Consider the following 18,372-nt stretch of genomic DNA (forward strand, 5'->3'; position numbering starts at 1 on the left):
TGACGTCCGCTATGCCGAGCGCAGCTCGACCAGGGTGATCTGCGGTTCGGCCCCGACCCGGACCGGCGGACCCCAGAAACCGGCGCCGTTGGTCACGTAGACCTTGGTGCCGTCGACCTCGCCGAGCCCACTGACCACCGGCTGTTCGAGTCGGACGGCCAGGTTGAACGGCACCACCTGCCCGCCGTGGGTGTGCCCGGACAGTTGCAGGTCGACGCCGTACCGGGCCGCCTCCTTCGCCGCCACCGGCTGGTGCGCGAGCAGCACCACCGGGCGGTTCGGGTCGCGGTCACCGAGGGCGGCGGCGAAGTCCGGCCCGGCGGCGAGGCCGGTGCCCGTGCCCGAAAGGTCGTTGACGCCGGCCAGGTCGAGTACGCCGCCCCGGGCCTGGATCTCCTGCCGCTGGTTCTGCAGCACCCGCAGGCCGAGCCGGTCCACCTCCTGGACCCACTCCTCCACGCCCGAGTAGTACTCGTGGTTGCCGGTGACGAAGAAGCTGCCGTAGCGGGAGCGCAGGTCGCGCAGCGGCGCGGCGGCCGACCCAAGCTCGGCGACCGAGCCGTCGACCAGGTCACCGACGACCGCGACCAGGTCCGCGTCGAGGCGGTTGATCGCGGCGACGATGCGCTCGGTGTGCGCCCGGCCGCGCAGCGGCCCGAGGTGGATGTCGGAGACGGTGGCGATGCGCAGGCCGTCCATGCTGCGCGGAAGCTTGCCGAGCGGGATCTGCACCCGGTCCAGCTGCGGCGGGCCGAGCGCGGTGCGTACCCCGTACCCCGTGATGCCGGTGGCGGTGAGACCGGCGAAGATGGCTGCCCCGCGGGCCAGCAGCAGCCGGCGTGCCGGGTCGTGGTCGGGCGCACGGACCGCGCTGGCGGCCGGTGGATCGGTCGGCCCGGCGGCGCCGACCAGCACCGGCGCCGGTGCGGCGGTCGTCGCATCGGCGCCGGTGACCCGGCGGCGCAGCACCAGCCGGGTGACCAGCATCGGCACTTCCAGCACGACGAGCAGGACCAGCAGGTAGAACATCAACGCGAGCCAGAGGTAGCCCGGCCAGGCGAGCCAGTAGAGCCCGGCCTGGGTCCCGACGAGGGTGGCCGGCACGAGCAGCGCCAGCACCAGGCCCGCGACACCGCCGATGCGCCGCCAGCGGCCCGGCCCGGTGGTGTCCCGGATCAGCCGCTTCCACAGGTAGAGGTGGATGAGGCCGATGACCAGCGCCAGGACGGCCACGAACCCCAGAACCGCCAACATCTGCTGTGCCTCCCTCAGCCGCCCGCGAACGGTGGCAGAACATCGATCGTGGCCCCGCCTGGCAGGGGTGCCTGCCGATCATGACAGGTGACGCCGTCCACGAGGAAACTCGCCACCCGCAGCACGGCGGCCAGCCGGTCACCGTGCCGCTGGGCCAGCTCGACGGTGAGGTCGTCGAGCGACCGGCCGGCGGCGACGGCCTCCTCGGGGCGGCCGGCGGCGGCGCGCGCGCCGGCGAAGTAGCGGATGGTCAGCGGCCTCGGGTCCACGTCTCAGCCTCCGATCGCGGACATCGGCCGGGTCGGCTGGAGGAAGGTGGGGTCGTCGATGCCGTGCCCGGCGCGCTTGCCCCACATCGCGGTGCGCCAGCGTCGGGCCAGGTCGTCGTCGTCCGCGTCGGCGCGCAGGGCGGCGCGGAGGTCGGACTCCTCGGTGGCGAAGAGGCAGGCGCGGACCTGGCCGTCGGCGGTCAGCCGGGTGCGGTCGCAGTCGCCGCAGAAGGGGCGGGTGACGCTGGCGATCACGCCGACCCGGGCCGGACCGCCGTCGACCAGCCAGGTCTCGGCCGGCGCCGCGCCGCGTTCGGCCGGGTCGGGGCTGAGGTCGAAGCGGGTACGCAGGGAGGTGAGGATCTCCTCGGCGGTGACCATCGTGCTGCGGTCCCAGCCGTGCTGGGCGTCCAGTGGCATCTGCTCGATGATCCGCAGCTGGTAGTCGTGGTCGACGGCGAAGCGCAGCAGGGCCGGTGCCTCGTCCTCGTTGACGCCCCGCATCAACACAGTATTGATCTTGACGGGGTTGAGGCCGGCGGCGGCGGCCCCGGCGAGCCCGGCGAGCACCGCGTCCAGCCGGGCGCGACGGGTGAGCTGGGCGAACCGGCCCGGGTCCAGGGTGTCCAGCGAGACGTTCACCCGGTCGAGGCCGGCCGTGCGCAGCGCCGGGGCGAGCCGGTCGAGGCCGATGCCGTTGGTGGTGAGCGAGATCCGCGGGCGGGGCTCCAGCGCGGCGACCGCGGCCACGATGCCAACCAGCCCGGGTCGGATCAGTGGCTCGCCGCCGGTGAACCGCACCTCGGTCACGCCGAGCCGCTCGACGGCCACCCGGACCAGCCGGACGATCTCCGCGTCGGTGAGCAGCTCGGGACCGGCCAGCCAGGGCAGCCCCTCGGCCGGCATGCAGTAGGTGCACCGAAGGTTGCACTTGTCGGTGAGGGACACGCGCAGGTCCCGGGCGACCCGGCCGAACCGGTCGACGAGGACGCCGTCGGTCCGCGGGGCGACGCTCACCTGTCGACCGTAGCGCGCTCGGGCCGGCCCAGGGCGGCACGGGCAGTCTGGACGACGGCATCTCGGTAACCGCCGCCGAACAGCGCGGTGTGCACCAGCAGCAGGTGTAGTTGGTGCAGCGGCACCCGGTCGGGCCAGCCGTCGGGAAGCGGCCAGCTCTCCCGATAGGCGGCCAGGGCCCGGGCCAGATGCGGGATGCCGCCGAAGAGTGCCAGCTGGGCGAGATCCGTCTCCCGGTGCCCGCCGTGCGCCGCCGGGTCGACCAGCCAGGCGCGGTCGTCGGCGCCCCAGAGCACGTTGCCCGGCCACAGGTCGCCGTGGATGCGGGCCGGCGGCTCCTCCCCGCCGAACTCGCCGACCCGACCGATCACCTGCTCGACCAGGCTGGCGTCGTCGCTGCTCAGCGCGCCGGCGTCGACCGATCGCCGCAGGTAGGGAGCGAGCCGCCGCTGGGCGAACCACGTCGACCAGGGGCCGTCGTCGGGATTGTTGTCCTGCTCGAGCGCACCGATGAAGCCGGGCCAGGTCGCACCGAAGGCCGGTGCGCCGGCCCGGTGCAGGTCGGCCAACTCCCGGCCGAAGCGCTCGGCCGCCTCCGACGTCGGCTCGCCGGGCTCCACCCAGTCGAGCGCCAGCATGTCGGGCAGCGCCACGATCACCTCGGGTACGGCGACCGCGCCGGCCTCCCGCAGCCAGCGCAACCCGGCGGCCTCGGCGGCGAAGAAGCCCTCCGGCACCGGCCGGCCTGCCCGCTCGGGCCAGGATTTGGCGAAGACCGAGTGGCCGTCGTCCAGGGTGAGTCGGGCGGCGGCGCAGATGTCCCCACGGGCGACCGGCGTCTCCCTGATCCGCTGGTGGGTCAGGAACGTCGGCAGGTGTGCCGGGTGCGCGCGCAGATACGCCAGGTCCATCAGCGCACGGTAACCGCTCCCCACGACACAACGGCACCGCCCGAACACATCAGGTCGGCCACCGGTGCCACCCGTTCCGTCCCAGCACCCGAGGATGCGCGTTGACCAGGGGCAACACGGAGAGTGACTGTGGATAAGCCGCGTGTCGTCCACAGGGGCGGCGAAGCCGGGCCAGCCCGTCGCAGGCTCCCGGCATGACCTCGACCGAACGCCCCCGGCTCGCCGTCCGCTCACCCGCCGACCTGCTCGCCGCCGTGCCGTACCTGCTCGGCTTCCACCCCGCCGACAGCGTGGTCGCGGTGGCGCTGCGCGGGCGGCGGATCATCTTCGCCGCCCGCGCCGACCTGCCCGATCCGTCGGCCGATCCGGTCGAGCCGGCCCGGCACCTGGCCGGGGTGATCCACCGCCAGGGCGCCGAGGCCGCGACCGTGGTGGGCTACGGACCGCCCGACCGGGTGACGCCGAGCGTGGACGCCGTGCGCGCCGCCCTGACCGGGGCCGGGCTGGAGGTGCTGGACGCGCTGCGGGTGACCGACGGCCGGTGGTGGTCCTACCTCTGCGCCGAGGTCGACTGCTGCCCGCCCGAGGGCCGGCCCTACGACCCGGCGGCCAACCAGGTGACCGCCTCGGCGGTCTTCGCCGGCCAGGTCGCGCTCCCCGACCGGGCCGCCCTCGTGGCGCAGGTGGCACCGGTGGACGGCCCGGCGCGGGACGCGCTGCGCGAGGCCACCGCCCGGGCCGAGCGGCGACTGACCGACCTGGTCGAGGAGGCGCCCGCGAGCGATCTGCTCGGCGGCCGGGCGCTGCGCTCCGCCGGGGTGGCGGCGGTCCGCGAGGCGCAACGCCGGCAACGGCGCGGCGAACGGCTCGACGACGACGAGGTGGCCTGGCTGAGCCTCCTGTTGACGCACCTGCCGATCCGCGACCACGCCTGGGAACGCACCGACGGTCGGGACCGGGACATCGCCCTCTGGACCGACGTGCTGCGCCGGGCCGAGTCGGAGCTGACCGCCGCTCCGGGCGCGCTGCTGGCGTTCGCGGCCTGGCGGGCGGGGCAGGGGGCACTGGCGGCGGTCGCGCTGGAGCGGACGCTGAGCCTGCACCCCGACTACTCGCTCGCCCTGCTCCTGGACGACCTGCTCCGGCGCGGCGTCCCCCCGTCCGAGCTGGACGGCTGGCCGTCGGTCGGTCTGCCCGGCGTGGTCCGCCCCCGCAGGCGGAGCCGACGTGGCCGCCGGTGACCGATCCCCTCCAGCATCTGGTAATACCGTGGGTGCTACCAGGTTTGGTAGGCTGGCGAGCATGACCGCGAAGCGCTCCGTGAGCCTCCCCGACGACGTGGCAGAGTGGCTCGACCGGCAGCCCAACGTCTCGGCGGCGATCACCGTGGCGGTCCGGGCTCAGATGGCCCGCGCGCACCTCGACGAGGTGCTGCGGCGTGCCGGCATTGAGGTGACCGAGGCGGGCAAGGCGCGGTGGCGTGAGCGCCTGGCGGCACCCATTCCGGCGGACGCCCTGGCCGAGGGGCGCCGGATGTTGGGCGACGCCGGATGAGCGATCGGATCGCGGCCGTGTTCGACGCGTCGGCGTTGACGGCCTACATCGAGGGCAACGTCTCGGTGGGGGAGTTGATGCTCCAGGTCGCCGATGAGGGACGTCAGGTGGCCGTCCCGGCCGCCTGTCTGGCGGTTGCCTTCGCGGGCGCGGGCGACGAGGTTGGTGCCGCGCTGCTGGCCCTGATGATGAGTGCCCCGGTCATACGCCTGCTGCCGCTCGATGCGGACGACGTGCGAGACGCCGGCACGCTGGCCCGCGCCGCGGATGGAGACATCTCACTCGGCCATGCCGCCAGCGCGGCACTCACCCACGAGGCGCACTACGCGACCGCGCAGCCCAGGCTGGCGGCGAAGGTGCTACCGACCAACTGGAGCATCCTCGACCTGGACTGACGAGCGGCTGCATTCCGGCGCCAGGAGGCCGGCAGGCGATCGGCGTGTTCGGTGTGGTCCGAACGATGTACGCGTTTCTCCTGTCAGCGGTCGACTCGGCAGAGCAGACGCCACCGGACAATCATCAGGTGCCCCTGCCAAACGAATGCCCCAGATGAGCGTCGGACTGCTGCTGTCGCTCGCAGGCCTGGCCCTGGTCGACAGCACCAGCATCGGGACTCTCTTCATCCCGGTCTGGTTGCTGCTCGCGCCCGGGACGGTCAACGCCCGGCGGATCCTCGTCTACCTCGGCACGATCGCCGTCTTCTACTTCGCCGTCGGGCTGCTGCTCGCCGTGGGCGGCAGCCGGCTGGCCGACGTACTCGGCGGGGCGCTGGACAACCGGCCGGTGCTCTGGGCGCAGCTCGTCCTCGGGGTCGGGCTGTTCGCGCTCAGCTTCCGCTACGACGGCAAACGACGCCCGCGCGGCGGCGGTGTGCTGCGCTGGCGGGACCGGGTCACCGCCGGCGACTCCTCGGCGCGATGGCTGGTGGGGCTGGCGCTGCTCGCCGCGCTCGCGGAGGTGGCGACGATGCTGCCGTACCTCGGCGCGGTCGGCCTGCTGACCACCTCCGGGCTCGGCGCGGCGGAGATCGTGGGGCTGCTCGCCGGCTACTGCCTGGTCATGGTGCTGCCGGCGGTGGTGCTGCTGGGGGCGCGGATGGCGTGGCCGAGCCTGGTCGAGCCGGTGCTGGTCCGGCTCAACGCCTGGATCGTGCGGCACTCCGGCGGCATGCTCGGCTGGATCCTCCGCATCGCCGGTTTCCTGCTGGCCCGTGACGCCGGGATCCGGCTGGGGCTGTTCGACTAGCTGGCCGATCAGATGGTGACCCGCTCGGTACGGGTGTAGACGTTCATCGTGGTGCCACGCAGGAAGCCGACCAGCGTCATTCCCGCCTCCTCGGCCAGCTCGGCGGCGAGGGTGCTCGGCGCGGAGACCGCGGCCAGCAGTGGCACTCCGGCCATCCACGCCTTCTGGGTCAGCTCGAAGCTGGCGCGGCCGGAAACCAGCAGCAGGTGCCCGGCCAGCGGCAGTCGTCGTTCCCGCACCGCCCAGCCGATCACCTTGTCCACGGCATTGTGTCGACCCACGTCCTCCCGGAGCACCACCAGCTCTCCGGCGGGCGAGAAAAGCCCCGCCGCGTGGAGCCCGCCGGTCCGGTCGAAGCCGCGTTGGCCGGCACGCAGCCGGTCGGGCAGCTCGGCGAGCAGGGCGGCCGGCACGGTGAGCGGGTCCGCCGCCACCGGGAACAGCGAACGGGTTCGGACGGCGTCGATGCTGGCCTTGCCGCAGACCCCGCAGGAGCTGGTCGTGTAGAAGTTCCGGGTCGGGTCGGTGGTCGGTTCCGGCACCCCAGGGGCGAGCACCACGTCCACCACGTTGTACGTGTTCGGCGTCTCCGCGCCGGCGCAGAGCTGCGCGGTCTGCACGTCGTCGGTCGACCGGATCAGCCCCTCGGTCAGCAGGAAGCCGATGGCCAGGTCCAGGTCGTCCCCGGGGGTGCGCATGGTGACCGCGAGCGGCCGTCGCCGGCCGGGGCCGGCCGGGCCCACCCGGATCTCCAGCGGCTCCTCCACCGCCAGGCTGTCCGGCCGGCGGACGGGTCCACGCCCGTCGGTCGCCGCGTCCAGGTCGATCCGGAGTACGCCCCGTCGGTCAGTCGCCCGTCCCATCCCGCCATCCTGCACCCCGCGCCGGTACGCCCGCACGGCCACCGGGCATCGGCGCCGGCCGCCGACCGGATGGTGGCACGGCTACCGTGGCCGGATGGGGACGTACGCCGCGGTGGTGCTCGCCGGTGGGGCGGCCCGACGGATGGGCGGGGTGGACAAGCCCGCGCTCCCGGTCGGCGGCCGGTCGATGCGCGACCGGGTGCTGGCCGCCGTCGCCGATGCCGCGCCGAGGGTGCTGGTCGGTCCGGCGGGCGCGGTCCCGCCCGGCGTACGGGTGACCCGGGAGGATCCGCCCGGCGGGGGACCGGTCGCCGCGGCGGCGGCCGGGCTGGCACTGCTCGACCCGGCAGCGAACCTGGTCGCGCTGCTCGCCGCCGACCTGCCGCTGCTCACCCGCGCCGCGATCGGCGAGCTGCTGACCCACCTGGCCGCGTCGCACACCGGACCGGCGGGCGGCGGCACCGTCGGGCTGGAGCGGCTACCCGACGGGGCGTGCTTCGTCGACGCGGATGGGCGGCGGCAGTCGCTCTGCGGGGTGTGGCGGGTCACCGCGCTGCGTGCCGGGATGGACCGGCTGGCGGCCGAGCGGGGCGGCAGCCTCGCCGGGGCTCCGGTCCGGGCGCTGCTGGCCGGCCTCGTCGTCCGCGAGGTGCCGTGGTCCGGCGACGGCCCGCCGCCCTGGTTCGACTGCGACACTGACGAGGACGTACGCCGGGCGGAGGAGTGGGCGCGATGACGGTGATGGACGACTGGGTGACGGCGGCCTGTACCGAGCTGGACCTGGGCCCGGCCCAGGTGCCCGTGCCGGTGGTGCTGGACCTGGCCCGCGACGTCGCCCACCAGGTGTTGCGACCCGGCGCGCCGGTCACGGCGTACCTGCTCGGGCTGGCGGTGGGCCGGGGCGCCGACCCGGCGGACGCCGCCGCCCGGCTCAGCGCCCTCGCGGCCACCTGGCCGGTCGAGCTGGGCTCCGATCCCGCCGGTCCGTCAGCGGTCTGACCGGCGGCTTCCGCGCCGATGAGAACCGCCGCGGATCCGTGGCGGGCCATGCCGGTGTCCGATCCCGGTCGGGGCCGATTCGACGCCCGGACGGCGTGGGTAGGGTGATCGTGACGGACGGAGGCGATCATGACGGCTGACCACCCCTCGGCGCCGAACAATGAGCTGCCCGGCGGTACGGCCGAGCCGGCGGAGTCGATCCTGCTCGACGAGCCGAGCACCACGGATCTGCGGGCCAAGGTGACGGAGGCGTGGCAGGAGTTCGCCCGCGCGCTCGCCGTCCGGCTGCGGGAGCTGCCCGCTGGCGCGCACCTCGAACTGACCCTGGACCCCACCGCCTCCGGCACCGGGGACGCCGTCTACTCGATCAGCGTCGACGTGGACGGCGACGGCCGGTTCTCCGCCCGGGCGGTCGGCAACGCCACCCTGCCGGCGGGCTACCGCCTGGATCGCGCCGCGGTGGCGGACATGGTCGCGCTCGGCTGGTCCCCGCCGGGGGTGGTGGCCGGCTCCGGTGGTTTCTTCGGGTTGGACGGCACGACAGCGGAGGCGACCCGGATCGCCGCGCTGCTCTCCCGGACGCTGCGCGACGTCTACGGCGCCCCGCACCCGGCGTTCCTCGTCTTCCTGGTGCAGGACGCCGAGGGTGAGCCGCTGACCGTGGAGCCGCTGGGCACCGCGCGTAGCGAGTTCGGCCCGGACGCCGACGTCGAGGCCGACCTGGAGGAGGCACTGGCCGAGGCGGCCGCCGCGCAGGTCGAGCGGGACGACGTGCTCGACCTGGCGGATCGGGTCCGCACCGTGGTCTCCACCATGCTGAAGTCCGACACCGACCGGTTGCAGGTCGACTCGGACGGCGACATCAACATCCGCGCCGGTTCGGCGATGGTCTTCGTCCGGGTGCGGGACAACCCGCCCCTGGTGGACGTCTTCTCCCCGGTGCTCACCGAGGTGGAGCCGACCGAGCGGCTCTACGTCAAGCTCTCCGAGTTGACCAACCGGATGCCGATCGGCCGCCTCTACTGCGCGGAGGACACGGTCTGGGCGTCCATTCCGGTCTTCGGCCGCAACTTCCAGGCCACCCACCTGATGCTGGCGGTGCAGGTGATGACCGGGCTCGCCGACGAGCTGGACGACCGGCTGCACGGCGAGTTCGGCGGCAAGCGGTTCTTCGGCGAGGGCGACAAGCCGGTCCGGCGTGACGAGTCCGAGCACCGCACCGGCATGTATCTCTGAGCGTGGTTTCAGGAGACGTCGAGCAGGGTCTTGCCGACCGTCGAGCGGGCCTCGATGGCGGCGTGCGCGTCGGCGGCGCGCTCCAGCGGGAAACGCTGCCCGATCACTGGCCGCAGCCGGCCGGCCGCCGCCTCCGCCAGCGCCCGACCGGTGTACGCCCGCAGCCGCGCGGGCGGCACGTCCGGCCGGATCAACGCGACCTGCCGTGCGGTGGCGGCCTCCACGGACACCGGTGACCACTCGCCGCTGGCCAGCCCGAAGCTGACCATGCGGCCGCCCGGGGCCAGCAGCTCGAAGGCCGTCTGGGCGACCGGTCCGCCGACACCGTCGAACACCACGTCGACCCCGCCCACCGCGTCCCGGATCCGGGCGGCCCAGCCCGGCGCGCGGTAGTCAACGGACAGCTCGGCACCCAGTCCGGGTAGCAGGTCCACCTTGCGTTGCCCACCGGCCACGCCGATCACCCGGGCACCGGCCCGGGCCGCGAGCTGCACCAGCAGACTGCCCACCCCGCCCGCCGCGGCCTCCACCAGCACCCGGTCCCCCGGGTGGACGCCGACCGCCTCGGTCAGCATCGTGGCGGTACGTCCGTCGGCCAGCAGCGCGACCGCCGCGTCCAGCGCCAGCCCGGCCGGAACCTCGATCGGCGCGGTCGCGTGCACCGCCACCCGTTCGGCGTATCCGCCGGAGCCGCCCGTGGCGCTGACCACCCGCCGCCCGGTCAGCCCGGGGTCGACGCCCGGCCCGACGGCGGCGATCACCCCGCCGACGCCGTTGCCGGGGATCAGCGGCGGGGTGACCCGGAACGGCCCGGGGCGACCGGAGCGCTGCTGCGTCTCGACGAAGGTGATGTTCGCGTGCGCGACGTCGATCAGCACCTGACCTGGGCCGGGTGCCGGGTCGGGTGCCGGGCCAGGCACCAGCACCTCGGGCCCACCGAATGCACGTATCCAGACCGCCCGCACGGAACCCCCTCGGCCGTGGTGGGCGTTCTGCCCACACTCCGCCGCCAGTTCATCTGTTGAACCGGGCTTGAGGTCAAGGGCGGGTGGGGCCCGGAAACCCCGAGGTCGGCCGGTGCGGCGGGCGGATCCGGTCAGCGGGTGGAGGGGCCGACGCCGGGGGATTCGACCAGCCGGGAGAGCACGATGGTGCTGCGGGTGGAGGTCACGAAGGACTCGGCGCGTAGCCGCTCCAACGCCGCCTCCAGGTGGGCGATGTCGGCGGCGCGCAGGTGCACCAGCGCGTCTGCCTCACCGGAGACGGTGTACGCGCCGACCACCTCCGGGTGCCGGCGGGCCGCCACGCCGATCTGCGCCGGGGTGGTCCGGCCGGCACAGAACAGCTCGACGAACGCCTCGGTGGTCCAGCCGACGGCCGCCGGATCAACCACGGCCGTGAATCCCCTGATCACGCCGGTGGCGCGCAGTCTGTCGACCCGGCGCTTGACCGCCGGGGCGGAGAGTGACACCCGGGTGCCGATGTCGGCGTACGACGCGCGGGCGTCGGCGACGAGCAACGCAATGATCCGCTGGTCTACCGCGTCTATCTGCAACGTTCCGCCTCTGGGAAGCAATGGTTGTGGCTGTTACCAAAGTTCAACGGTACCTACTCTTGGTGACCGTGAACCAGCAGCGAGTCCCGCGAAAGCGGACATATCTCATGTGCTCGCCCGAGCACTTCGCGGTGGAATACGCGATCAATCCGTGGATGGACGTGACCACTCCCGTCGACCGGGACCTGGCCGTCAAGCAGTGGGACCGGCTGCGCGAGACGCTGGTCGGTCTCGGCCACGAGGTGCACCTGCTCACGCCCGAGCGCGGCCTGCCCGACATGGTGTACGCCGCCAACGGCGGCGTCGCGGTGGACGGCAGTGTCTACGGCGCGCGGTTCAAACACGAGCAGCGGGCCGCCGAGGCCGCCCTGCACCATGCCTTCTACGAGTCGCAGGGCTGGCGGTTCATCGCCCCGAGCGAGACCAACGAGGGCGAGGGTGACTTCGCGTACGTGCCGGAGGCGCACGGCGGGCTCATCCTGGCCGGGCACGGCTTCCGCACCGAGATCCCGGCGCACGCCGAGGCGCAGGAGGCGCTGGGCCGGCCGGTGGTGTCACTGCGTCTGATCGACCCGCGCTTCTACCACCTGGACGTGGCGCTCGCCGCCATCGACGACTCGAACATCGTCTACTTCCCCGGCGCGTTCTCCGCGGCCAGCCAGCGGGTGCTCACCCAGCTCTTCCCGGACGCCGTGATCGCGGACGACGAGGACGCGATGGCCTTCGGGATCAACCTGGTCAGCGACGGCGCGAACGTGGTGCTCAGCAGCGAGGCCACCCGGCTGGCCGGCAAGCTCAAGGCCGCCGGCTACACCCCGGTCCCGGTCGATCTGGCCGAGCTGAAGAAGGGCGGCGGCAGCGTGAAGTGCTGCATCGGGGAACTCCGGCACTGACCGGAACACCGCCGCGTACGTCCGGGCCGGCCTCCCGTTGGGGAGGCCAGCCCGGGACCGTGCTCGTGGTGGGCGGTCAGCCCAGCGTGGCCAGCTCGTTGATCAGCACGTTCGACATGACCTGACCGTCGCGCTGCACCTCCCGCAGGTACCACTTCTGCTGCGGGGTGCGCGGCTGGTTGAACTGCCAGATGCCGCGCGGGCTGTCGATCTGGCCGATCTTGCCCAGCGCCAGGTTGACCTGCTGGGGGGTGGGTGACCCGCCGGTCAGCTGGATCGCCTGGTCGAGCACCTGCGCCGCGTCGTACGAGGCCATCGCGTAGGTGGTCGGCGTGACCTGGTACTTCTTGCGGTAGGCCGAGGCGAAGACCCGGTTGGACGTGTTGTTCAGGTCGGCCGAGTAGTTCAGGGCGGTCTGGATGCCGAGCGCGTCCCTGTCCATGCTCTCCAGCACGCTGCCCTCGGTGAGGAAGCCGGGTGCGTACACCGGCCCGGAGAACTGGTCACGCAGCTGCTTGATGAACTCCACCGCCGCCGCGCCGGCGTAGAAGCAGACGACCGCGGTCGGCTTCTTGGTCAGCGCCTTGCGGATGTCCGCGCCGTACGTGTTCTTCCCGGGGTTCGGGGTGGGGTTGGTGTTGGTCACCGGGTCGGCGATCCGCGGGTCGCTGGCGCCGAACTCCTGCCGGAAGCCCCGCACCACGTCCGGGCTGCCGACGTTCTCCGGCATGATCATCGCGATGCGGCCGTTCGACGGCAGCTGGTCGCGCAGGTAGCGGCCGAGCGCCCGGCCGGCCTCGTCCAGCACGTAGGACGTCCGCCAGATGTAGAAGACACTCTGCAGGCTGCTCGGCGAGGCGTTGGAGCCGATCAGCGGGACCCGGGCCTGCTCGACGGTGTCCCGGATGCCGACCATCACCGCCGAGTTGACCACACCGGTGAGCGCCAGCACGCCCTTCTTGAGCAGGTCCTCGACGGCGGCCTTGCCGGTCTTGGCGGTGTCACCCTCGTCGGCGGTCAGCAGCTCCACCGGGTGCCCGCCCAGCCGCTGGTCGTGCAGGTCGAGGAAGAGCTGGAAGCCGTTGGTGATGTCCTCACCGATGCTCTTGAAACCGCCGGCCTCCGGCGTGATCAGACCGATCTTGATCGGGCCCCGGCTGGCGGTCGATGGGTCGTCGGTGTCGGAGCCGCACGCGGCGGCGAATCCGGTGGTACCGAGCGCGGCCAACAGCTGGAGCGCCCGCCTGCGATTCATCTGCGACACCGAGTTCCTTCCCAGAAGCGTTGCAGGGCAGAACACCGCCCCTCCGGCGTTCTACCTGCTCCGCGACGCTGCGTCAATGGCTAGTGATCATCGTGCAGGGACCGCAACATAACCAGGACCCGGGGCCAGGCCGGGGACTCCGGGTCGATCAGCCCGAAATGCTCGCATCCGGGCAGTTCGACAAGGGAGATGTCGGATCCCGCGGCACGCGCCGCCGCCACGAACTCCCGGCTCATCGTCACCGGCACCTGCTGGTCGGCCGAACCATGCATGACTACTGTGCGTGTCCGAGTCGGCACCAATGACCGTGGATCAGTCGCCGCGTACCGGTCCGGGACCTGCGCCGGGCCGCCGCCGAGCAGCGCCGCCACCGCGCCCGAGTCCAGGTCCTGCCGGTACGCCTCAACCAGGTCGGCCACCGGGGCCAGGGCGAGCACGCCGCCCACCGTCGCGGGCGCGGTGGCCGCCGCGTATAGCGCCAGGTGGCCACCGGCGGAGTGGCCGATCAGGATCGGGGCGGCCCGGGACACCCGGCCGGGCAGCGCCTCGGCGGCCAGCCCGGGCAGTTCGGCGACCCCGGTCAGCACGTCGGTCATGGTCCCCGGCCAGCCGCCGCCCGGCTGCCCGGTGCGCCGGTACTCCAGTTGCGCCACCGGGTGGCCGGCCGAGGCGAGCGCGGCGGCCAGCGGCCCGGTGTGCCGCCGGTCGTACTCGGCCCGCCAGAAGCCACCGTGCACCACGACGACCAGTGGTCGTGCCGGGCCGGCGCCGGCCGGTTGCCGCAGGTCGGCCAGCTGGTCAGGGTGGTCGCCGTACGCCACGGTCCGGTCGGGCTCCGGAGCGGGCCGGGTCAGCACGGCGCGCGGGTCGGCAGGCATGGCGCGACGGTAGCGCGCCCCGCCCGGGTGGTTCGGCCCCGGGAGTCGGTCCCGGGGGGCATGGGTTGCGCCCGCTGGGTAAAGATGGACCCCATGACCGAAGCGCACTCCGACGCACAAGACGACGAGACCGACCGCGACGATTCCGGCCACTCCGGCACCGTGGTGGTGGTCGGCCCGGACGGTCGGCCGATCGGCACGGTGCAGACCGAGGAGGGGCAGGGCGAGGACCCGACCCGCCTGGTCGAGCAGCCGGCCAAGGTCATGCGGATCGGCAGCATGATCAAGCAGTTGCTGGAGGAGGTCAAGGCGGCCCCGCTCGACGACGCCAGCCGCAGCCGGATGCGTGAGATCCACGAGCGGTCGATCGTCGAGCTGAAGGAGGGCCTCGCCCCCGAGCTGCGCGACGAGTTGGAGCGGATCTCGCTGCCGTTCGCCGAGGACAAGGCCCCGAGCGAGAGCGAACTGCGGATCGCGCACGCCCAGCTCGTCGGCTGGCTGGAGGGTCTGTTCCACGGCATCCAGGCGGCCCTGGTCGCTCAGCAGATGGCCGCCCGGGTGCAGCTGGAGCAGATGCGCTCCGGCCGGCAGGCGCTGCCCAGCGGTCCCGGCGGGATGGTGCCGGGGATGCCGGGCATCGGCCAGCCGGGCGGTGGCGAGGGGCACAACACCGGCCAGTACCTCTGACCCGGCCGGCTCAGTCCAACCCGAAGATCTTCTCCAGGTACGCCGCCACGCCGTCCTCGGAGTTCGCCGCGGTCACCTCGTCGGCGACCGCCAGGACGGCGCGGTGTGCGTTGGCCACCGCCACGCCCCTCCCTGCCCAGCTCAGCATCGGCACGTCGTTGGGCATGTCGCCGAAGGCCAGCACATCCGCCGCGCGCACCCCGAGCCGGTCGCAGTACCAGTCCAGCCCGGCAGCCTTGGTCACCCCGGCCGCGGAGATCTCCACCAGCCCCGAGGACGACGAGTGCGTCGCCTCGGCCAGCCCGGCCACCGCCGCGGCGACCAGCGCGACGAACGCGTCCGGGTCCTGCTCGCCGGCGCGGGCGAGCAGCTTCACCGCCGGGGCCGAGAGCAGCTCCTCCGGCGTCTCGACCGGGCGGATCATTTCCGGGTCGGTGTCCCAGCGCAGCGGGTAGTCCGCCTCGTGCCGCATCTGCCGGCTGTCGAGGATCTCCACCGCGAAGCTGATCCCGGGCACCTCGGCGCGCAGCCGTCGGGCCACCTCGGCCAGGTGCTGCGGCGCGAGCGGATCCGCCCGCAGCACCTCGTCCTCGAACGGGTCGTAGACCACGGCGCCGTTGGCGCAGACCGCCGGCAGCGGCTCGGCCAGCTGGTCGTACACCATCTTCAGCCAGCGGACGGGACGGCCGGTGACCAGCACGACCGGCGTGCCCCGCGCGGAGATCCGGGCGAGCACGTCGGCGGTGTGCGGGCTGACGGTGTGGTCGTCGCGGATCAGCGTGCCGTCGATGTCGGTGGCGATCAGTCGGGGCGTCTCTCCCATCACCGGGACAGTAGCCGGTCCAGATACACCGCCACCCCGTCGTCGTCGTTGCGGAGGGTCACCTCGTCGGCGGCGGCACGGACGGCGGGGTGCGCGTTGGCCACCGCCACCCGGGACCAGCCGGCCCATTCGAACATCGGCAGGTCGTTGGGCATGTCACCGAAGACCAGCACGTCGGCGGGGTCGACCCCGAGCGTCTGCGCGACCACGGTCAGCCCCGTCGCCTTGTCCACCCCGGGCGGGCAGATCTCGATGAACCCGAGCCCGGCCTGGGTGAGCGTGGCGACCTGCGGCGGGACGATTCGGCGGGCCACGGCCAGCAGCTCGTCCACGTGGTGGTCGGCGGTCCGGGCGAAGGCCTTGATCACGTCGCAGGAGAGGCACTCCGCACGGGTACGCGCCTCGAACCTGTCCTGGTAGGGCCAGCTCGCGTGATAGTCGCCCCAGAGCGGGGCGTCGTGCTCGTCGGAGGCCTCGACCATGACGGTCAACGGGCCGACCTCGGCCTCCAGGTCGGCGAGCAGCCGGGCCAGCACCTCGCCGGCCAGTCGCTCCTCGCGGAGCACCACCGGGCCGGTCGGGTCGCTCTGGTCGACCACCCACCCGCCGCCAGCCATCACCAGAAAGTCGGCGGCCCGGATGTCGTTGCGGCTCAGCTCGGTCAGCCGCGGTCCGCGCCCGGTCGCGCCGACCACCGGAATGCCGGCGGCCCGCACCCGGTCGAGCACCCCATGGGTGTACGCGGAGACGGTGTCGTCGCTGCGAACCAGCGTCCCGTCAAGGTCGGTCGCGATCAGCTTGGGCAGTCCCGGGCGGGTCATCGTTCCTCCTTCGCCCGCCGCCGTCGCAGCCTGCCGTGCGGTACTGGTGCCGAGACCCGGCGTTACGGCGGGCAGCAACCGTACCTCGCGGAACAGGTCGCAACCATGGCTTCCAGGCGAATCGGGCGCCAACGCACGGCGCACCGCCGGTGTCCACGAATCGCAGGTCAGACGGTGCGGGCAGAGCGTCGGACCGCGCCCCTGACGCGGCTCAGGCCGGGGGTTCGGGGCGGGCGAACGGAGCGGCCGAGGTGACCGTCAGGTCGGCCGGCGGGGGCGGGCCGTCCTCGTCGATCGGGCCGCGGTCCCGACGGCGGCGCCAGCCTCGTCCCGCCGCACCGTCCCCGGCCCGGTCGTCCTCCGCCGGCCCCGCCGGTGCGCCGATCGCAGCGGCCGCTGGCAGCCGCAGCGCGAGACCGAGCAGCACGCACGCGATGAACGCCATCACCAGGCCGCGACCGTACTCGACCCCGAAACCGTCCTGCGGTGAGTAGTAGAGGCTGCGCTCACTGGGGTCGTCGAGCGTGCCCGTTGCGACGGCCAGCAGCGCCAGCAGGGCGCCGGCGAGGGTGAGCCCGGCCAGCCGGGCGTTCGGCCGGACAGTCGCCGTGCCCCGCAGCGCCAGCGCGACGGTGCAGAACAGGCCGAGCAGCCCGACCAGGTAACCGACTCCCAGGCCGCCGACCTCGGAAACCCCGACGGGCACCTCGATCGTGGTGTTCCCCTCCGGGCCGCCGTTCGGCATGGTCATCACCAGCCACTCCCCGACCAGCGAGGCGACCCCGGCCACCGCGCCGAGCCCCGCGAGCAGCAGAGGCAGCCGGGGGTCCCGGGCGAAACCGGCCAGGGTTCGGCCCAACGCGCGCCGCCGCGTCGGATCGTCGGCACCCCACTCGACCACGGCGGGGCCGTCGGACCGCTCGCCTTGCCGGGGGATCGGCAGCTCCTCGGACATCGGCCATCCTTCCGCCGGTCACGGGCCTGCGTCGAATCATGGCACAGCCGACGGGTGGTGACGGGAATCGCAGGGCCGGCGTCCGTGCCGGTCGGTCGCCCGGTGGTCGCCTATCCGCTAGCGTTCTGGTCATGCCTATCCGTACCGCTTCCGCACAATGGCAGGGCAATCTCACCGAGGGTTCGGGCACCGTCCGCACCGGTAAGGGCGGCCTGTCGGGCACCTACTCCTTCAAGTCACGCTTCGAGGAGGGCGAGGGCACCAATCCCGAGGAGCTGATCGCCGCGGCGCACTCCGGCTGCTTCTCGATGGCGTTCTCGAAGGCCCTCGCCGACGCCGGCTCGACGCCCACCTCGGTCGACACCACCGCCAAGGTCCACCTGGACAAGACCGACGCCGGGATGACCGTGACCCGGATCGAGCTGGAGACCGTCGGCCAGGTGCCGGGCATCGACGACGCGGAGTTCCAGAAGCTCGCCGAGACCGCCAAGGCCAACTGCCCGATCTCCCGCCTGCTCTCGCCGGGCGCCGAGATCACCCTCACCGCCCGCCTGGCCTCCTGAGCCGGTCGACCCGTACGCCGCGCGTTCACGGACAGGGTCTCCGCCCGCAGTCGGGCGGCCGCTCTCTCCGTGAACGCGCGGATCCCGGCCCAGCGCCGCTGATCGTGACCCGTCGGTTGGCACGAGGTCGGGCAGAATAGGTGGGGTGCCGGTGGAGATGACTCGCGAACGCTTCGAGGAGCTGGTCGGCGACGCCCTCGACGAGGTGCCCGAGGAACTGCTCGGCCTGATGAGCAACGTGGTGATCCTGGTCGAGGACGACCCGCCCCCGGGCGAGCCCGACCTGCTGGGCCTCTACGAGGGGCACGCGCTCACCGACCGGGGCTGGGACTACTCGGGTGTGCTGCCGGACCGGATCTTCATCTACCGCCGCCCGATCCTGCGGATCTGCGACAACGACGAGGACGTCGTCGACGAGGTGGCGGTGACCGTGGTGCACGAGATCGCCCACCACTTCGGCATCGACGACGCGCGGCTGCACGCGCTGGGCTGGGGCTGAGCGCGACCGATCGTCGCCTGACCGATCCGCCGCGCCGCTCGGCCGATGGCCCGTGGTTGCCCTGGTCGCCTACCGTCGGTGCAGCG

Annotated in this window: 23 protein-coding genes; 11 read left to right on the plus strand and 12 right to left on the minus strand. The window is 73.3% G+C overall.

Annotated elements, in window-relative coordinates; all coding sequences use genetic code 11:
* Positions 1 to 9: 9 nt before the first annotated feature.
* From ACWD6N_RS13735 to ACWD6N_RS13750, 4 genes are read right to left on the minus strand one after another with little or no spacing between them, the layout of a single operon-like run.
* Positions 10 to 1,254 carry a metallophosphoesterase gene (locus ACWD6N_RS13735; RefSeq protein ID WP_387324979.1) on the minus strand — a complete coding sequence of 415 codons (1,245 nt, stop codon included), beginning with the start codon at positions 1,252 to 1,254 and terminating at the stop codon, positions 10 to 12.
* A 14-nt stretch (positions 1,255 to 1,268) separates the two neighbouring features.
* A complete protein-coding gene (locus tag ACWD6N_RS13740; protein ID WP_354967141.1) occupies positions 1,269 to 1,523 on the minus strand; it encodes a MoaD/ThiS family protein in 255 nt (84 codons plus the stop codon).
* Positions 1,524 to 1,526: 3 nt separating this feature from the next.
* A complete protein-coding gene (gene moaA, locus ACWD6N_RS13745; protein WP_387324983.1) occupies positions 1,527 to 2,540 on the minus strand; it encodes a GTP 3',8-cyclase MoaA in 1,014 nt (337 codons plus the stop codon).
* A complete protein-coding gene (locus ACWD6N_RS13750) occupies positions 2,537 to 3,451 on the minus strand; it encodes a fructosamine kinase family protein (protein WP_450004799.1) in 915 nt (304 codons plus the stop codon). Before ACWD6N_RS13750 ends, moaA begins: the two co-directional genes overlap by 4 nt.
* 194 nt (positions 3,452 to 3,645) lie before the next feature.
* Here ACWD6N_RS13750 and ACWD6N_RS13755 point away from each other — a divergent pair, with 194 nt between their 5' ends.
* The 4 genes from ACWD6N_RS13755 (at position 3,646) to ACWD6N_RS13770 (ending at position 6,250) form a co-directional block, all read left to right on the plus strand.
* The gene (locus tag ACWD6N_RS13755; protein WP_387324989.1) at positions 3,646 to 4,692 is read left to right on the plus strand and encodes a DUF4192 domain-containing protein; all 1,047 of its coding nucleotides are present in this window, start codon (positions 3,646 to 3,648) and stop codon (positions 4,690 to 4,692) included.
* 61 nt (positions 4,693 to 4,753) lie between these two features.
* Positions 4,754 to 5,005, plus strand: coding sequence for a hypothetical protein (locus ACWD6N_RS13760; RefSeq protein ID WP_387324992.1), 252 nt, complete (start codon positions 4,754 to 4,756; stop codon positions 5,003 to 5,005).
* Complete coding sequence (locus tag ACWD6N_RS13765) at positions 5,002 to 5,400, plus strand: hypothetical protein (RefSeq protein ID WP_387324994.1); 399 nt, start codon at positions 5,002 to 5,004, stop codon at positions 5,398 to 5,400. Before ACWD6N_RS13760 ends, ACWD6N_RS13765 begins: the two co-directional genes overlap by 4 nt.
* A gap of 154 nt (positions 5,401 to 5,554) precedes the next feature.
* A complete protein-coding gene (locus ACWD6N_RS13770) occupies positions 5,555 to 6,250 on the plus strand; it encodes a GAP family protein (RefSeq protein WP_450004800.1) in 696 nt (231 codons plus the stop codon).
* An 8-nt stretch (positions 6,251 to 6,258) separates the two neighbouring features.
* Here the strand turns inward: ACWD6N_RS13770 and fdhD are convergent, their stop codons facing one another.
* Entirely contained in the window at positions 6,259 to 7,113 is an 855-nt protein-coding gene (gene fdhD / locus ACWD6N_RS13775) for a formate dehydrogenase accessory sulfurtransferase FdhD (RefSeq protein WP_450004801.1), read from the minus strand.
* 94 nt (positions 7,114 to 7,207) lie between these two features.
* Here fdhD and mobA point away from each other — a divergent pair, with 94 nt between their 5' ends.
* The 3 genes from mobA (at position 7,208) to ACWD6N_RS13790 (ending at position 9,348) form a co-directional block, all read left to right on the plus strand.
* Positions 7,208 to 7,849 carry a molybdenum cofactor guanylyltransferase gene (gene mobA / locus ACWD6N_RS13780; protein ID WP_387325001.1) on the plus strand — a complete coding sequence of 214 codons (642 nt, stop codon included), beginning with the start codon at positions 7,208 to 7,210 and terminating at the stop codon, positions 7,847 to 7,849.
* Entirely contained in the window at positions 7,846 to 8,112 is a 267-nt protein-coding gene (locus tag ACWD6N_RS13785) for a DUF6457 domain-containing protein (RefSeq protein WP_354967150.1), read from the plus strand. The genes mobA and ACWD6N_RS13785 overlap by 4 nt, the downstream gene beginning before the upstream one ends.
* A 129-nt stretch (positions 8,113 to 8,241) precedes the next feature.
* A complete protein-coding gene (locus tag ACWD6N_RS13790) occupies positions 8,242 to 9,348 on the plus strand; it encodes a T3SS (YopN, CesT) and YbjN peptide-binding chaperone 1 (RefSeq protein WP_387325004.1) in 1,107 nt (368 codons plus the stop codon).
* 8 nt (positions 9,349 to 9,356) lie between these two features.
* Here the strand turns inward: ACWD6N_RS13790 and ACWD6N_RS13795 are convergent, their stop codons facing one another.
* Both ACWD6N_RS13795 and ACWD6N_RS13800 read right to left on the minus strand, forming a co-directional pair.
* Positions 9,357 to 10,313: a zinc-binding dehydrogenase gene (locus ACWD6N_RS13795; protein WP_450004802.1), complete on the minus strand. Its 957-nt coding sequence runs from the start codon at positions 10,311 to 10,313 to the stop codon at positions 9,357 to 9,359.
* Positions 10,314 to 10,444: 131 nt separating this feature from the next.
* Positions 10,445 to 10,903: an Lrp/AsnC family transcriptional regulator gene (locus tag ACWD6N_RS13800; protein WP_074315467.1), complete on the minus strand. Its 459-nt coding sequence runs from the start codon at positions 10,901 to 10,903 to the stop codon at positions 10,445 to 10,447.
* A gap of 59 nt (positions 10,904 to 10,962) precedes the next feature.
* Between ACWD6N_RS13800 and ddaH the strand changes: the two genes are divergently transcribed.
* Positions 10,963 to 11,796: a dimethylargininase gene (gene ddaH / locus ACWD6N_RS13805; RefSeq protein WP_387325010.1), complete on the plus strand. Its 834-nt coding sequence runs from the start codon at positions 10,963 to 10,965 to the stop codon at positions 11,794 to 11,796.
* Positions 11,797 to 11,872: 76 nt separating this feature from the next.
* Here the strand turns inward: ddaH and ACWD6N_RS13810 are convergent, their stop codons facing one another.
* Both ACWD6N_RS13810 and ACWD6N_RS13815 read right to left on the minus strand, forming a co-directional pair.
* Positions 11,873 to 13,060: an ABC transporter substrate-binding protein gene (locus tag ACWD6N_RS13810; RefSeq protein WP_354967154.1), complete on the minus strand. Its 1,188-nt coding sequence runs from the start codon at positions 13,058 to 13,060 to the stop codon at positions 11,873 to 11,875.
* An 80-nt stretch (positions 13,061 to 13,140) separates the two neighbouring features.
* Positions 13,141 to 13,938: an alpha/beta hydrolase family protein gene (locus ACWD6N_RS13815; RefSeq protein WP_450004803.1), complete on the minus strand. Its 798-nt coding sequence runs from the start codon at positions 13,936 to 13,938 to the stop codon at positions 13,141 to 13,143.
* Positions 13,939 to 14,022: 84 nt separating this feature from the next.
* Between ACWD6N_RS13815 and ACWD6N_RS13820 the strand changes: the two genes are divergently transcribed.
* On the plus strand, positions 14,023 to 14,625 hold the full coding sequence (locus ACWD6N_RS13820) for a bacterial proteasome activator family protein (protein ID WP_450004804.1): 603 nt from the start codon (positions 14,023 to 14,025) through the stop codon (positions 14,623 to 14,625).
* Between the two features lie 10 nt (positions 14,626 to 14,635).
* Here ACWD6N_RS13820 and ACWD6N_RS13825 read toward each other — a convergent pair whose 3' ends face one another.
* The 3 genes from ACWD6N_RS13825 to ACWD6N_RS13835 form a co-directional block, all read right to left on the minus strand.
* Positions 14,636 to 15,448 carry an HAD family hydrolase gene (locus ACWD6N_RS13825; protein ID WP_354967157.1) on the minus strand — a complete coding sequence of 271 codons (813 nt, stop codon included), beginning with the start codon at positions 15,446 to 15,448 and terminating at the stop codon, positions 14,636 to 14,638.
* Entirely contained in the window at positions 15,448 to 16,269 is an 822-nt protein-coding gene (locus tag ACWD6N_RS13830) for an HAD family hydrolase (protein WP_354967158.1), read from the minus strand. Before ACWD6N_RS13830 ends, ACWD6N_RS13825 begins: the two co-directional genes overlap by 1 nt.
* Positions 16,270 to 16,480: 211 nt before the next feature.
* The gene (locus ACWD6N_RS13835; RefSeq protein ID WP_450004805.1) at positions 16,481 to 17,224 is read right to left on the minus strand and encodes a hypothetical protein; all 744 of its coding nucleotides are present in this window, start codon (positions 17,222 to 17,224) and stop codon (positions 16,481 to 16,483) included.
* A 131-nt stretch (positions 17,225 to 17,355) separates the two neighbouring features.
* Between ACWD6N_RS13835 and ACWD6N_RS13840 the strand changes: the two genes are divergently transcribed.
* Both ACWD6N_RS13840 and ACWD6N_RS13845 read left to right on the plus strand, forming a co-directional pair.
* Positions 17,356 to 17,787, plus strand: a complete 432-nt coding sequence (locus ACWD6N_RS13840; protein ID WP_354967160.1) for an OsmC family protein — start codon at positions 17,356 to 17,358, stop codon at positions 17,785 to 17,787.
* A 151-nt stretch (positions 17,788 to 17,938) separates the two neighbouring features.
* Entirely contained in the window at positions 17,939 to 18,286 is a 348-nt protein-coding gene (locus ACWD6N_RS13845; protein ID WP_172899025.1) for a metallopeptidase family protein, read from the plus strand.
* Positions 18,287 to 18,372 lie beyond the last annotated feature (86 nt).

This window comes from Micromonospora sp. NPDC005163 (assembly GCF_053599835.1).

What these genes read in the sequence shown, in the direction of transcription:
- ACWD6N_RS13735 (WP_387324979.1), bottom strand. Translation starts at nt 1,254, where the DNA reads ATGTTGGCGGTTCTGGGGTTCGTGGCCGTCCTGGCGCTGGTCATCGGC.
- ACWD6N_RS13750 (WP_450004799.1), bottom strand. Translation starts at nt 3,451, where the DNA reads ATGGACCTGGCGTATCTGCGCGCGCACCCGGCACACCTGCCGACGTTC.
- ACWD6N_RS13755 (WP_387324989.1), top strand. Translation starts at nt 3,646, where the DNA reads ATGACCTCGACCGAACGCCCCCGGCTCGCCGTCCGCTCACCCGCCGAC.
- ACWD6N_RS13760 (WP_387324992.1), top strand. Translation starts at nt 4,754, where the DNA reads ATGACCGCGAAGCGCTCCGTGAGCCTCCCCGACGACGTGGCAGAGTGG.
- ACWD6N_RS13765 (WP_387324994.1), top strand. Translation starts at nt 5,002, where the DNA reads ATGAGCGATCGGATCGCGGCCGTGTTCGACGCGTCGGCGTTGACGGCC.
- ACWD6N_RS13770 (WP_450004800.1), top strand. Translation starts at nt 5,555, where the DNA reads ATGAGCGTCGGACTGCTGCTGTCGCTCGCAGGCCTGGCCCTGGTCGAC.
- fdhD (WP_450004801.1), bottom strand. Translation starts at nt 7,113, where the DNA reads ATGGGACGGGCGACTGACCGACGGGGCGTACTCCGGATCGACCTGGAC.
- mobA (WP_387325001.1), top strand. Translation starts at nt 7,208, where the DNA reads ATGGGGACGTACGCCGCGGTGGTGCTCGCCGGTGGGGCGGCCCGACGG.
- ACWD6N_RS13785 (WP_354967150.1), top strand. Translation starts at nt 7,846, where the DNA reads ATGACGGTGATGGACGACTGGGTGACGGCGGCCTGTACCGAGCTGGAC.
- ACWD6N_RS13790 (WP_387325004.1), top strand. Translation starts at nt 8,242, where the DNA reads ATGACGGCTGACCACCCCTCGGCGCCGAACAATGAGCTGCCCGGCGGT.
- ACWD6N_RS13815 (WP_450004803.1), bottom strand. Translation starts at nt 13,938, where the DNA reads ATGCCTGCCGACCCGCGCGCCGTGCTGACCCGGCCCGCTCCGGAGCCC.
- ACWD6N_RS13820 (WP_450004804.1), top strand. Translation starts at nt 14,023, where the DNA reads ATGGACCCCATGACCGAAGCGCACTCCGACGCACAAGACGACGAGACC.
- ACWD6N_RS13825 (WP_354967157.1), bottom strand. Translation starts at nt 15,448, where the DNA reads ATGGGAGAGACGCCCCGACTGATCGCCACCGACATCGACGGCACGCTG.
- ACWD6N_RS13830 (WP_354967158.1), bottom strand. Translation starts at nt 16,269, where the DNA reads ATGACCCGCCCGGGACTGCCCAAGCTGATCGCGACCGACCTTGACGGG.
- ACWD6N_RS13835 (WP_450004805.1), bottom strand. Translation starts at nt 17,224, where the DNA reads ATGTCCGAGGAGCTGCCGATCCCCCGGCAAGGCGAGCGGTCCGACGGC.
- ACWD6N_RS13840 (WP_354967160.1), top strand. Translation starts at nt 17,356, where the DNA reads ATGCCTATCCGTACCGCTTCCGCACAATGGCAGGGCAATCTCACCGAG.